We start from the raw sequence: 12713 nt of genomic DNA, 5'->3' as shown, positions 1-12713 counted from the left end.
TTACCGGTAAGGCCCCTGCCGAGCATGGCTCGGCACTACAGGTGACGCTTTAAACCCTGTAGGCCACGGCCTTCATCGCCTTGGACGCCAGGGCCATTGCCGACGGGATCGGGAACGGCAGCTTGCGCGCGCCGGCATGTTCGGCGTGCTCGGCGTGACGTGCTTCATCGAGCTTCATCACCTTGAGGATCTCGCGGCTGCGCTGGTCGGTCGGCGGCAGGGTCTGCAGGTGCTCGTCCAGATGGGCCTCCACCTGGCGCTCGGTTTCGACCACAAAGCCCAGGTTCCAGCCGTCACCGCGCAGGCCGGCCAGGGTACCGATGGTGTAGCTCCCTGCGTACCAGAGTGGGTTGAACAGGCTGGGGCGGCTGTCCAGTTCGCGCAGGCGATCGGCGCACCAGCTCAGGTGGTCGGTCTCTTCCTGCGCCGCTTCCAGTAGATGTGCACGCGTGGCCGGGTCGCGGGCGACCGCTGCCTGACCGAAATACAGCCCCTGCGCGCAGACCTCGCCGACGTGGTTGATGCGCATCAGTCCGGCTGCGTGGCGGGCCTCGGCTGGTTCCAGCACCACCTCGGGGGTGTCGCCGGCCGGATTGGGGCGGGCGGCCGGCGGATTGCCGAATACTGTATCCAATGCGCGCTGGGCTTCGGTCAGCAGGTGGTCCAGTGGCGTGTGTACGCGGGCGGTGATCATGGCGGGGCGGTGCAGTGGGGTATGCCCGATTCTCGCCGTTGGCCCGCAGCCTGCCAAGGCCGGGGCGAGGTGCCCGTTCAGGGGCTGAGTTGCGCCGGGGGCGTGTGGCCAGTACAATCCCGCATCTTCTGTTTCACCTTCACAACGCGTGGCAAAGTTCCGGTGGTTCATCTCGCCGTAACCAGCCCGACCTACCTGAGTTCTTTATGAGCACTTTCACTGCAAAGAACGAGACCGTCCAGCGCGACTGGTACCTCGTTGACGCCGCCGGCAAGACGCTGGGCCGTCTCTCCACCGAGCTGGCTCGCCGCCTGCGTGGCAAGCACAAGCCGGTTTACACCCCGCACGTTGACACCGGTGATTACCTGGTCGTCATCAATGCCGACAAGATCACTGTTACCGGCAAGAAGCTGAAGGACAAGAAGTACCATCGCTTCACCGGTTACATCGGTAACCTGAAGACCGAGTCCCTGGAGCAGGCGCTTGAGCGTCACCCGGAGCGCGTCATCGAGACCGCTGTGAAGGGCATGCTGCCGAAGGGCCCGCTGGGTCGTCAGATGTACCGCAAGCTCAAGGTCTATGCAGGCACTGAGCATCCGCACGCAGCACAGCAGCCGCAGGTTCTGGATATCTAATCATGGCTATCACTCAAAACTACGGCACTGGCCGCCGCAAGTCCTCCACCGCTCGCGTGTTCCTGCGCAAGGGCACTGGCAACATCACCGTCAATGGCCGTCCGCTGGACGAGTTCTTTGGCCGTGAGACTGCACGCATGATCGTGCGTCAGCCGCTGGAACTGACCCAGAACACCGAAAGCTTTGACATTCTTGTCACTGCTGCCGGCGGCGGCACCACCGGCCAGGCCGGTGCGATCCGTCTGGGCATCGCCCGTGCGCTGGTCGAGTACGACGAAACCCTGAAGTCCGAGCTGCGCAAGGCTGGCTTCATGACCCGTGACGCCCGTGAAGTCGAGCGTAAGAAGGTTGGCCTGCACAAGGCACGTCGCGCTACCCAGTTCTCCAAGCGTTAATCGCTTCGGGGTGGGGTTCTCTGGAATCCCACTGGGAAAGCAAAAGCCCGGCTTCGGCCGGGCTTTTGCCGTTTCTGGGGTTGGGAATGGGGTTGGGGGTTGGTGATTCGGAATTGGTGATTCGCCAAAGCCAAAGCCAGAGCCAGAGCCAGAGCACCCCTCCCCAGCCCTCCCCTGCGCTACGCACAAGGGAGGGGGTAAGTGTGGCACTTCCCGCGCCGGATATGCATCGAGCGCGGCCATCCGCTCCCTCCCTTGCGCACAGCGCAGGGGAGGGCTGGGAAGGGGTGCTTTGGCTCTTAAGCTTTTGCTTCTGCCAATCCTCAGGCTTCAGCCACAAAAAAAGACCAGATCTTTCGATCTGGTCTTTTAAGTATTTGGCAGCCCCGGAAGGATTCGAACCTCCGAATGTCTGAGTCAGAGTCAGATGCCTTACCGCTTGGCGACGGGGCTATGGTGCGTGAAGATTATCGCACACCCGGCCTGCTGGTTGCTCTGGGTGTGATGGTCTTGAATAGAAAAAGGCCTGATCTTTCGATCAGGCCTTTTATGTTTGGCAGCCCCGGAAGGATTCGAACCTCCGAATGTCTGAGTCAGAGTCAGATGCCTTACCGCTTGGCGACGGGGCTGTAGTGCAGGTCTAACCTGCGTCCCATGGTGGCTATAGGTGGACTCGAACCACCGACCCCAGCATTATGAGTGCTGTGCTCTAACCGGCTGAGCTACATAGCCTTGGGAGCCGGTAATTCTGGTGGTGTCGCGAGGTTTTGTCAACAGGTATTTCCGTGCTTGTGGCATGACAGCAGCCATGGCAGAGTCCTCGGCAGTAGAAATTTTAGGAGTCCGCATCGTGATCGATCCGGACGGCTATCGACCGAACGTCGGCATAGTGCTGATGCGGGAAGACGGGCAGGTTTTCTGGGCACGACGCGTGCGCCGGGATGGCTGGCAGTTCCCGCAGGGCGGCATGAATACCGATGAAACCCCGGTCGAGGCCATGTATCGCGAATTGCAGGAAGAAACCGGCCTGCTGCCTGAACACGTTGAAGTCCTAGGGGCGACCCCCGGTTGGCTTCGCTACCGGCTGCCTCCGCGGGCCATCCGCCACACCGAGAAGCAGGTCTGCATCGGTCAGAAGCAGGTCTGGTTTCTGCTGCGCCTGACCGGCGACGAGGCGCATGTGCGGCTGGATGAAACCGATACGCCGGAGTTCGACCACTGGCGTTGGGTCGATTTCTGGTATCCGGTGGAGCACGTGGTCATCTTCAAGCGTGGCGTTTACGCGCGCGCGCTGCGCCATCTGGCGCCCTTGGCGCGGGGTATCGCAGGCCAGGGTGTGCAGGCGATGCCTGCGGCCGCACAGGAGGCCTGGATGCCGGGTAGCAGTGCTGGCCATGAGCGGCCGCGCAAGCGCCCGCGGCGGCCCGGGGTTTGGCGCGGGAAGAAGATTAATAATGATTAACGCCCGAAATTGACAACCATTCGCATTTGCGATTGAATGCTGACACGGCCGATACGTGCCGGGTTCAGGGGCGTCAAGCCGTGTACGTTTGCATCTGCAATGGAGTTACCGATCACCAGATCCGTGAAGCCGCGCTTGCCGGCTGCGACACGGTGTCTGAGCTGACCATGCGCACCGGCTGCGGCTCCAATTGTGGTTCCTGCCTGGACATGGCGGCTGGCCTGCTGGAGCAGGCGCGCGCTACCCGCGAGCTGCCCTTGCCGCTGCTGCGGGCGGCCTGAACAGGCCTTGCCGCCACCGCCAACGGCGGTGGCTAATGATCACGATTCGCGTTCCTTCATTGTCTGCCGGCAACCGGTAAAGTGCGCTCGTTCCTCTAGTCGGAGTCAGCGCCATGAAAGGCGACGCCAAGGTCATCGAATTTCTCAACAAGGTCCTCTACAACGAGTTGACCGCCATCAACCAGTACTTCCTGCACGCCAAGATGCTGAAGAACTGGGGCTTGAACGAGCTGGCCGAACACGAATACAAGGAATCGATCGACGAGATGAAGCACGCCGACGTGCTTTCCGATCGCATTCTGTTCCTCGAAGGTCTGCCCAATTTCCAAGCGTTGGGCAAGCTGCGTATCGGCGAGAACCCCACCGAAATCCTCAAGTGCGACCTGGCGCTGGAGAACGAGGCTGCACTGGTGCTGCGCGATGCAGTTGCCTATGCAGAGTCGATCAGTGATTACGTCAGCCGCGAGCTGTTCGTGAAGATCCTCGATTCCGAGGAAGAGCACATCGATTGGCTGGAAACCCAGCTTGATCTGATCGAGCGCATTGGCGAGCCGAACTACCTGCTCACCAAGCTGGAAGACTGATCCCGCCGCAGCGGGATCACTCCTGCGCTTGCGCGCGCTGTTCGGTCTGATAGCCGGCCAGCGCCATGCGCGCGCGCGAAAACTCCGCCACGATCAGCGCCACCATCACGGTGGGCCGCTCCAGCGTGCCGCTGCGTGCGCCGTGCTCAAGCCGGCGCGCGGCTTCAGACAAGGCCAGCACGCCAACATTGGCGCTTGAAGATTTCAGGCTGTGCGCCAGCTCGCCCAGACGTTTCAGGTCGGGCATCACCGCTGCTTCCTGCAGATGCCGCACCAGTTGCGGGGTCTCGTCCAGGAACACGTCGATGATGGCGTTGATCTCGTCACCGGCAATCTCGAACAGTTCATCCAGCACGCCGCGCTCCAGTATCGAGGCGGTGATGCCATCGGTATGGGCGGTGGAGGCGGCGGCCAAAGCGTTGGCGGAGAGGTTGGTGCTGGGCATGCTGGTAACCGGATCGGCAGTTGCGGTGGATGCGGGCTTGAAGGCCAGCAGGCAGTTCAGGAGTTGCGCGCGGGAGATGGGTTTGGACAGGTATTCGTCCATGCCGCTGTCCAGGCAGCGCTGGCGGTCGCCAGCCATGGCGTTGGCGGTCATGGCGATGATCGGCAGCCGGCTGCTGGCGTCGCTGCTGGCTTCGTGCTCGCGCCAACGGCCGGTGGCGGCAAAGCCGTCAAGTACCGGCATCTGGCAGTCCATCAGCACCGCGTCGTAGCGCTTGGCGTGCATCTTGTCGAGGGCGATGGCGCCGTTCTCGGCGGCTTCGGTGCTGGCGCCGAGGACCTTCAGCAATTTCTGCGCAACCATCAGGTTGACCGAGTTGTCCTCGACCAACAACACCAGCATGCCAGCCAGGTCAGCGCCTGCGTTGGCGTTGCTGGTGACTGCGGCTGGCGCTGTCACCGGCTTGCTTTGCGCGCTTGCCGGGAAGCCTGCCGGTGCAATTGTTGCCGCTGTCGTAGTGGACGTAGCCGCAACAGGCGTTGTCGCAGCTGCAAAGGCGTTGCTTGGCAAGAGTGAGGGAGGTGGGCTGGCAGCAAGCTGCAGCGGTTCGGCCAAGGCATTGCGCAGCTGCGTATCGGGCAATTGGCGCGGCAACAAGGTGGCACCATCGCGCAGCCCGTCGGCGATCGCGGCATCGCCGTATAGCCACAGCAGGCGTGGCCGGCTGTCATCCATGCGTTCGATGGCGCGTTGCAGGGCCGGGGCGCTGTTGCGCAGGGGCTCCAGGTCGCCGATCACGGCATGGAAGATGCCGGACACAGTGGGCATGCGCAGGCGTTCCAATGCTTCCTGCAGGTTGTTGGCAACAACCGGCTGGTAGCCCCAGTTCGGCAGTATCAACTGCAGCCGCTGGCGCAGCCGTTGCTCAGGGGTGACCAGCAGTACCTGACGCACTTTGCGCAGGTGGTCGGGCTGGTGCAGGTCGCCGATGACTTTCAACAGCGGAATTTCGAACCAGAACGTGGAGCCACGCAGGGGCTCGGAGTGCACACCGATGCTGCCGTGCATCAGGTCGACGATGCGCTTGCAGATGGCCAGCCCCAGCCCGGTCCCGCCGTACAGTCGGGTCGTGGACGCATCGGCCTGGGTGAAGGCGTTGAACAGCCGCTGTTGCTGGCTTGTATCCACGCCGATGCCGGTGTCACGTACTTCAAAGCGCAGGCGATGCTGCGCGGCGGTTTCGCCCAGGCGCTTTACGTGGATGCTGATTTCGCCCAGTTCGGTGAACTTGATCGCATTGACCAGCAGGTTGCCCAGTATCTGCCGCAGGCGCACCGGGTCGCCGCGTACCGACAGGCGCACCGCAGGGTCGATGTGCAGCGACAGGCGCAGACCTTTGTGCTCGGCCGCGCGTTGCATCAGCCGCAACATGCCGTCCAGGGTTTCGCGCAGGTTGAAGGTGGTGATTTCCAGCTCGAGGCGGTTCGCTTCCAGCTTGGAGTAATCGAGGATGTCGTCGACGATGCGGAACAGCTGCCGTGAACTGTCGGTGGCGGTATCGAGCATGTTGCGCTGGTCCAGGCTCAGCGGGCCTTGTGCCACCAGTTCCAACATCGGCAGGATGCCGTTCAAGGGTGTGCGGATTTCATGGCTCATCGTGGCCAGGAATTCACCCTTGGCCAGGGTGGCGGCTTCGGCGGCCTGTTTGGCTTGCAGCAGTGCCTCCTGCAGTGTGCTGTGGTCCTGTGCGGCAGCACGTAGGCGGGTGTTTTCCAGCGCTCGTTCTTCGAGCTGCAATTGCTGGGCATGCGCCTGCCGCAGTTGCCGGCTGGCGCTGACGGCTGCCAGCAGCGCGGCGACCGCTGCGACGCCAGCACTGGCAGTGGCGGCGATTGCAGGGACAGCGGGAATGAAACTGATCGCGCACACGGCAGCGGCGCAGCCCGCTGCCAGCAGTGCCCAAGCGCGCGCAGCGCCCGACGTGGCCGCGCTCACAGCACCGCGTTCTGGAAGTCGAAGTTGAGCTCGCTGCCAGCGCGTTGCACCACGTTGCCCTGGATGAAGTCGATGCCGCCCATCCACATCGCGGCAGCGGCCTGCGGATCTTCGATCTGCTGGCCGATGATCTGCAGGTTGGCGCGGTGGGCAAGGTCGATGGTGCCGCGCAGTTCGTCACGCAGCTTCTGGTTGGTATGGCTTTCGGCGTAGCGTGCGGCCATGCGCACGAAGCTCAGCGGCAGCTGGCTCAGCAGGGCATTGGCTTCGGCGCCGGGCTCGAACTGGCTCAGGCAGAACTGCACACCGGCCGGCATCAGCTGCGCGCAGAACTGCTGCAGGCTTACCGCATGCACCAGTGCGTCGGAAAGGCGCACATCGATGACCAGCCCGTTGCCGGCTACCTGTCGTTCCTGCAGCGCATTGAGCAGCCATTCGGCATAGGCGCTGCGTGACAGCGAGCGCAGCGACTGCGAGACGAACAGGCGCATTGGCGGTTGCGCGAACTGATACAGATGCAGCAGGCCCAGCGCGTGTTCGACTACCTGCTGGTCAAGGTCGGCGATGCGCCCAGCGGCTTCGGCTGCGGGAATCACCTGGCCAGCAGACAGCAAGGTGCCGTTGCTCTGGCGCAGGCGCAGCAGCAGCTGGTACTGCGCGGTGTCGCCGCCGGCGACCGCGACGATAGGCTGGTAAGCCAGTTCGATCTGGCCATCGAGCAGGGCCAGGTGTTCGTTGTTGATGGCGACGTCGTTGCTTTCGTAGGCCGCAATGCCGGTGCTGCTCAGGCGCGCCTGCAGGGCGGTGCGTTCCACCGCTTCCAGCGCGGCGTCGGCATCGTTCAGGTCCTGCGACAGGTTGGCGTGGCCGACCACGCAGCGCAGGAACACGGATTCATCTTCGCGTGGCGCAAAGGGCTGCGCGGACAGACCATCACGGACCTGCTGCGCCAACGCCGGCACTGCCGCTTCTTCGATGCCGCGGGTAAGCAGCAGGAAACTGTTGTCATTGAGGCGGGCCAGCTGGTGCGGGCGCAGGTTCTCGGCCAGGCGCTGCCCGGCCTGCACCATCAAGCGCTCGTAGCTGGCATAGCCATAGCGCTCGCGCAGACCCAGCGCGCTGGCGATCTCGATGAACATCAGGCCGGCCGGTTGCCGCTCGGTGATGGCGGTCTGCAGTTGCTGCATCACGTTGTGACGGGTCGGCAGGCCGGTCTCGGGGTTGTTCATCAGCGGGCCGGCGTCGGCCTTGCCCGGCGCCTGCATGCGGTTGCGGCGGATACGGTTGGCGACGGCGGCGACCAGGTGGCGCGGCCGGATCGGTTTGACCAGCACGTCGTCGGCGCCGCAGTCGAGCACTTCGAACTGGCGGTCGGGGTCGGCTTCGCCGGTCAGGAACACGATCGGCAGCAGTTGCTGGTGTGGTTGCTGGCGGATCATCGCGGTCAGGCGCATGCCGTCGAGCCCGGGCATGTGCAGATCCATCAGGATCAGGTCCGGGCGGTGTTCACTGATGGCCTGTTGCACGCCTTCCACTTCCATCTGCACGAAGGCCTGCATGCCGGCGCCATGCAGCACGCTTTGCGCGAACAGTGCCTGCGAGCGGTTGTCCTCCACGATCAGCACGCGGTAGGGCGTGTCATCGCCGACATCGCTGGCCATGGCTGCCGCAGCTGCGTCGGCGCCGGGTTTGAGCTGTGCCTGCACGGCTTCGGTGGGCGGCGCATTGCGCACGCTCCAGCGCTGCCAGTAATCGGCTGGTGGTGTTTCCGCGCGTAGCGGGCGGTTAGCGGCGGTAAGAGTGTCGTTGCTGGCCATCGATGGGGATTATGTGGTCACGGGGCGGGTGGCAGCGAATGGTCACCGGGCTTGGGCAGTGCTGAAGCTGGTGTGTCGGTGCTGGCGAACATACGTTTGAGCCCGCGCCATAGCATGCGCCACACCAGCCATACCGTCAGCGCGCCAATGATGCTGGCGCTGAGTACGAAGATCAGTGCCAGCCACGGGTGCGCCAATGCCAGCGCCAAGGTGCCGATCACCACGCTGTCTTCGGCGAACGAGGCTACCCAGTTGCTGGCCGGTTCCGGTGAAGTATTGAGCAGGGCACGGGTGCCGGCCTTCAGGCCATGGCTGGTCAGCGCGATGCCGGCACCCGCGGCCAATACGCCGGTACTCAGTTCGCCATTGGGTGACAGCGTGGCAGCGGCGAGGAAGGCGCCGGCCGGGACCCGCGCCAGGGTTTGCAGCAGATCCCAGATCGAATCCACGCCCGGGATCTTGTCGGCAAAGAACTCGGCCACGGCCAAGGCGCCGGAAGTGCCCAGCACCCACCAGGATTCGGTGGCCTGCAATGCCGGCGGCAGGTCTACCCAGCCCATCAGTCCGGCCATACCGACGCCGAACACGGTCAGATAGACACGGATGCCGGCCAGCCAGGCCAGCAGGATGCCGATGACGAATACGTGGGCTTCGGTCATGGGAGGTGGTTCGGCCGGATACTGTGAGCAGGATCGCAACTATCGAGCATGCCTGCGGTGAATGCCAGCCGCCAGCGCGCAAGCGCGTGTGCATTGCTGTCGTTTACACTGGCCCGTCGTTCCAGATCGAGCACGGGTGTCGCCCTTCCGGGAGCACTGGAGCCTGCCATGACCAACCGACCTTCTTCACGTTTCCAGATCACCCCGCGTGGTGGCGCGACCCCGCGCCCAGGCTGGGTGCCGATTGCTGTTCTTGCGGCAGCATGGCTGCTGTCGCTGCTGCTGGTTGGCTGGCTGGTAGCGCGCTATGCCTCGCCTGATGCCGGTGGCATGCGCGAGAAGCTGCGCCAGAGCGAGGCCTTGGTAAGCCAGCAGCGCAGTCAGCTGGAAGAGCTGCGCCAGCGCCAGGCCACGCTGGAGGCATCGGACAAGATCAGCCGCGCTGCCAACAGCGAAGTGCAGGCCTCGCTTGCCGAGCGCGATGAAGAGATTGCCGGCCTGCGCGCCGACGTCGCCTTCTATGAACGCCTGGTCGGTTCCACCAGCCAGCGCAAAGGACTGAACACCCACTCGGTGGAGTTCACCCCGGAAGCCGCAGGCACCTGGCACTACAGCGTGGTGTTGACCCAGAATCTCAATCGCGGCGCGATCAGCCAGGGCCAGATGCGGTTCTCGGTTGAGGGTGTGAAGGATGGAAAGCTGACAACCGTGAGCTGGGATGACCTACATCAGCGCAAAGGCGCGCCGGGGCAGGATTATTCCTTCCGTTATTTTCAACAGCTGGACGGTAGCGTGATGCTGCCCCGAGATTTCACACCGCAACGTGTGCGAGTCTCCCTGTCCGGATCCGGGGGGGGCTCCAACCAGACATTCGATTGGAAACTCGCTGGCAACGGCAGAGGGGAATAAACATGTTCAAAAGCAAGTCCAAGCACGATACCGACCTGGCCGTAGACGCCCTGATCGGCTCCCAGGTGGAAATCCGCGGCGACGTGGTATTCAGCGGCAGCCTGTATGTGGAAGGCCGCATCATCGGCAAGGTAATTGCCGAGGAAGGCGCCAAGGCGATGCTGACCCTGGCTGAACAAGGCCGCATTGAAGGCGAAGTCCGCGCCGCCGTGGTGGTGCTCAGCGGCAGCATGGAAGGCGACGTCCATGCCAGTGAGCGCATCGAATTGACCCCCAGCGCTCGTGTCACCGGCAACGTGCATTACACGGTGGTGGAAATGAGCGCCGGTGCCCAGCTCAACGGCCGCCTGCTGCACACCGCGGCGATGGCCGCACTGCCGGCGCCGGAAGCCAAAACCGCCGAGAAGTCCAAGAAAGCTGAAGCCACTGCGGCTTGAAACAGGGGCTTACCGCCCCCATCCTGAGCGCCATGAGCACCTTAGTTTCCCTGCCCGGCGTACAGCCGGCGCCTGATTACCAGTCCTTGGACCGTCCGCTGAATTTCACTCCGGCGGCTGCCTCCAAGGTGCGTGAGCTGATCCAGGACGAGGGCAACGCTGCGCTCGCCCTGCGTGTCTACATCCAGGGTGGCGGCTGTTCCGGCTTCCAGTACGGTTTCGAGTTCGATGAAAACCGTGCCGAAGACGATCTGGCGGTGGTCACCGAAGGCGTGACCCTGCTGGTCGATCCGCTGAGCCTGCAGTACCTGATGGGTGCCGAGGTGGATTACAGCGAAAGCCTGACCGGTGCCCAGTTCGTGATCCGCAACCCCAACGCCCGCACCACCTGCGGCTGCGGTAGCAGCTTCTCGGTCTAAGCCGTTCCGGCCGTACTGCGGCTGGTTGCGCTTGTGCGGCTTTGTCGTCAGGCTCTTGCGGATGCTGAATTCTGAATCCCGCTTTGTCGGGCACGCCTTTGTTGGCGCGCCCTTGGACCGTGCCGATGCGCTGCGTGCTGATGCCGATGCATTGGCCGCTTTATGGCCGACGGCGCAGGTATTGGTACTGGACGTTGATGGCACCGCGTTTGCCGATGATGACCGGCAGCCGGCGTTGTTCAGTGGCACCGATCTGGGCGGTGGCCCGGGCACGGCGATCTTCCTTGGACTGCGTGAAGGCCGCGCTTGGTTTGTCGCCGAAGCGGCAACGCTGAGCGTGCAGGCACCGCAGCGCATGGACCTGCGCCAGGCCGCAGTGACCTGGCCGGCCGAGGTGGCCGACGTGTTCTGTTATGCGCGCGGGATGTCGTACTGGCATTCGCGCAATCGTTTCTGCGGCGTCTGTGGCTCGCCGGTGCGCTTTGGTCGCTTCGGTTTCATTGGCCATTGCGACCAATGCCGCACCGAGCACTACCCACGCGTGGACCCGGCGGTGATCGTCGCGGTCGAAAACAATGGCCGCCTGTTGCTGGGCCGGCAAAGCAGCTGGGTCGCGCGCCGCTATTCGGTGCTGGCCGGGTTTGTCGAGCCCGGTGAAACCTTCGAACAGACCGTGGCCCGGGAAGTATTCGAGGAAGCGCGGGTGCGGGTGATCCAGGCGCAGTACCAGGGCACCCAACCGTGGCCGTTCCCGGGCGCCTTGATGGTGGGCTTTCGCGCGACTGCGCATGACGACCTGCCGACCGTGGATGGTGAGCTGGAAGACGCGCGCTGGTTCAGCGTCGAGGAGGTCGGCGCGGCGTTGCAGCGTGAGAACAACGACGACGGACAGGGCATCCTGCTGCCGCCGCGGCTGTCGATCGCGCGCACCCTGATCGAGCAGTGGTACCAGAGTCAGCACCGTGAGGACTGATCGCCGCATCGGTTGCCAGCCGTTGCAACGTTGGCAGGGCCTACAATCACAGGCCGGAGGGATCGCATGTTCACAACCTTGGTAGCGGTAATCGCCGCGCTGGTGCTCGGCCACCTGGCCCCCACGCTGCTGGCCACGTTGCGGGATTGGCGCTGGTTCGGGCGTTGCCTGGGCTGGTTGCGTGCGCAGCTGGGCGAATCGGCCGCGCACTACAGTGTGTTGCTGCTGATCGCGCCCTGCGTATTGTTGATCGGCTTGCTGCAATGGGCCCTGGCTGAGCGTCTGTTCGGTCTGCCGGCGCTGTTGTTCGGCATTGCGGTACTGGCGCTGTGCTGGGGCCCGCGCGACCTGGATCGAGATGTCGAGGCGGTGATCGATGCCGAAGACGAGGCCGCTGCTGCGTTGGCGGCATCCAGGCTGCAGGCCGCTGGCGGCAGCATGCGCGAAGACGCGCCGGGGCTGGTCGAGGCGACCGCGATCAATGCACTGCGGCGCTGGTTTGCACCGCTGTTCTGGTTCCTGTTGCTGGGGCCATTGGGCGCGGTGTTGTACAGGCTGCTGGCGCAATCCTCGCAGGGTCTGCAATCAACAACCCTGTCCAGCGAAGAGCGGCATGCCGGTGATGTGTTGCTGGCCGTGCTGGAGTGGCCGGTAGCGCAGCTGATGACGCTGTCGATGGCCTTGGTCGGCAATTTCGACACGGTGTTTTCGGCCTGGCGTCGCGCTGCTGGCAATCGCTGGGCGCTGCAGCTTGGTTTTCTGGCCGAGGCCGCACGCGCCAGCGTTGGCGCCGAGCTGGTCGAGGAGGCTGAAGAAGCGCGGCTGGCCGGGCAGGTCCCGGCAGACGAACGCTATCCGGAACTGCGCGATGCGATGAGTCTGGTCTGGCGCATGCTGCTGCTGTGGATGGCGTTGCTGGCCTTGCTGGTTATTGCTGGTTGGGTGGGCTGAGCCAAGCGGCAGCTTGGATGCGACCGTAGCCCGGGTAAGCGCAGCGCACCCGGGGCA

Annotated in this window: 14 protein-coding genes and 3 tRNA genes; 10 read left to right on the top strand and 7 right to left on the bottom strand. The window is 63.9% G+C overall.

The features are described from left to right. Nucleotides 1-49: 49 nt before the first annotated feature. Complete coding sequence (coq7, locus tag ACVOLZ_RS13145) at nt 50-694, bottom strand: 2-polyprenyl-3-methyl-6-methoxy-1,4-benzoquinone monooxygenase (RefSeq protein WP_481516542.1); 645 nt, start codon at nt 692-694, stop codon at nt 50-52. Nucleotides 695-900: 206 nt separating this feature from the next. Here coq7 and rplM point away from each other — a divergent pair, with 206 nt between their 5' ends. Together rplM and rpsI are read left to right on the top strand one after the other, a co-directional pair. Beyond that, nucleotides 901-1329, top strand: a complete 429-nt coding sequence (gene rplM, locus ACVOLZ_RS13140; protein ID WP_481516541.1) for a 50S ribosomal protein L13 — start codon at nt 901-903, stop codon at nt 1327-1329. A gap of 2 nt (nt 1330-1331) precedes the next feature. Then, on the top strand, nt 1332-1724 hold the full coding sequence (gene rpsI, locus ACVOLZ_RS13135; RefSeq protein ID WP_057626426.1) for a 30S ribosomal protein S9: 393 nt from the start codon (nt 1332-1334) through the stop codon (nt 1722-1724). A gap of 378 nt (nt 1725-2102) precedes the next feature. On the opposite strand, the gene ACVOLZ_RS13130 is transcribed toward rpsI, so the two are convergent. The 3 genes from ACVOLZ_RS13130 to ACVOLZ_RS13120 all read right to left on the bottom strand — a co-directional run bounded on the left by ACVOLZ_RS13130 (nt 2103) and on the right by ACVOLZ_RS13120 (nt 2456). Next, nucleotides 2103-2177, bottom strand: a tRNA-Gln gene (locus tag ACVOLZ_RS13130). A 101-nt stretch (nt 2178-2278) separates the two neighbouring features. After that, nucleotides 2279-2353 (bottom strand) — tRNA-Gln (locus tag ACVOLZ_RS13125). Nucleotides 2354-2379: 26 nt separating this feature from the next. Further along, nucleotides 2380-2456: transfer RNA gene (locus ACVOLZ_RS13120), tRNA-Met, on the bottom strand. 118 nt (nt 2457-2574) lie between these two features. Between ACVOLZ_RS13120 and ACVOLZ_RS13115 the strand changes: the two genes are divergently transcribed. The 3 genes from ACVOLZ_RS13115 (at nt 2575) to bfr (ending at nt 4051) form a co-directional block, all read left to right on the top strand. After that, a complete protein-coding gene (locus ACVOLZ_RS13115; protein WP_481516544.1) occupies nt 2575-3186 on the top strand; it encodes an RNA pyrophosphohydrolase in 612 nt (203 codons plus the stop codon). 80 nt (nt 3187-3266) lie between these two features. Next, the gene (locus ACVOLZ_RS13110; protein WP_296249808.1) at nt 3267-3467 is read left to right on the top strand and encodes a (2Fe-2S)-binding protein; all 201 of its coding nucleotides are present in this window, start codon (nt 3267-3269) and stop codon (nt 3465-3467) included. Between the two features lie 113 nt (nt 3468-3580). Beyond that, complete coding sequence (gene bfr / locus ACVOLZ_RS13105; RefSeq protein ID WP_481510232.1) at nt 3581-4051, top strand: bacterioferritin; 471 nt, start codon at nt 3581-3583, stop codon at nt 4049-4051. A gap of 16 nt (nt 4052-4067) precedes the next feature. Here the strand turns inward: bfr and ACVOLZ_RS13100 are convergent, their stop codons facing one another. From ACVOLZ_RS13100 to ACVOLZ_RS13090, 3 genes are read right to left on the bottom strand one after another with little or no spacing between them, the layout of a single operon-like run. After that, nucleotides 4068-6491 (bottom strand): ATP-binding protein, encoded by a 2424-nt coding sequence (locus tag ACVOLZ_RS13100; protein ID WP_481516540.1) that lies wholly within the window; start codon nt 6489-6491, stop codon nt 4068-4070. After that, on the bottom strand, nt 6488-8308 hold the full coding sequence (locus tag ACVOLZ_RS13095) for an EAL domain-containing protein (RefSeq protein WP_481516539.1): 1821 nt from the start codon (nt 8306-8308) through the stop codon (nt 6488-6490). The genes ACVOLZ_RS13100 and ACVOLZ_RS13095 overlap by 4 nt, the downstream gene beginning before the upstream one ends. A 17-nt stretch (nt 8309-8325) precedes the next feature. Then, on the bottom strand, nt 8326-8967 hold the full coding sequence (locus ACVOLZ_RS13090; protein WP_481516538.1) for a DUF4126 domain-containing protein: 642 nt from the start codon (nt 8965-8967) through the stop codon (nt 8326-8328). Nucleotides 8968-9135: 168 nt separating this feature from the next. Between ACVOLZ_RS13090 and ACVOLZ_RS13085 the strand changes: the two genes are divergently transcribed. From ACVOLZ_RS13085 to ampE, 5 genes are all read left to right on the top strand, one after another. Beyond that, complete coding sequence (locus ACVOLZ_RS13085) at nt 9136-9876, top strand: DUF6776 family protein (RefSeq protein ID WP_481516537.1); 741 nt, start codon at nt 9136-9138, stop codon at nt 9874-9876. 2 nt (nt 9877-9878) lie between these two features. Further along, complete coding sequence (locus tag ACVOLZ_RS13080; RefSeq protein WP_481516536.1) at nt 9879-10313, top strand: bactofilin family protein; 435 nt, start codon at nt 9879-9881, stop codon at nt 10311-10313. Between the two features lie 32 nt (nt 10314-10345). After that, nucleotides 10346-10732: an iron-sulfur cluster insertion protein ErpA gene (erpA, locus tag ACVOLZ_RS13075; RefSeq protein WP_282270651.1), complete on the top strand. Its 387-nt coding sequence runs from the start codon at nt 10346-10348 to the stop codon at nt 10730-10732. Nucleotides 10733-10793: 61 nt separating this feature from the next. Then, on the top strand, nt 10794-11705 hold the full coding sequence (gene nudC, locus ACVOLZ_RS13070) for an NAD(+) diphosphatase (RefSeq protein WP_481516535.1): 912 nt from the start codon (nt 10794-10796) through the stop codon (nt 11703-11705). A gap of 66 nt (nt 11706-11771) precedes the next feature. Beyond that, complete coding sequence (gene ampE, locus ACVOLZ_RS13065) at nt 11772-12656, top strand: regulatory signaling modulator protein AmpE (RefSeq protein ID WP_481516534.1); 885 nt, start codon at nt 11772-11774, stop codon at nt 12654-12656. The last annotated feature ends 57 nt before the right edge of the window (nt 12657-12713 follow it).

The sequence above is a fragment of the Stenotrophomonas sp. STEN020 genome, from assembly GCF_056760195.1.
The sequence above is the reverse complement of the archived record's forward strand: the minus strand, read 5'-3'. Positions and strand labels throughout refer to the sequence as shown.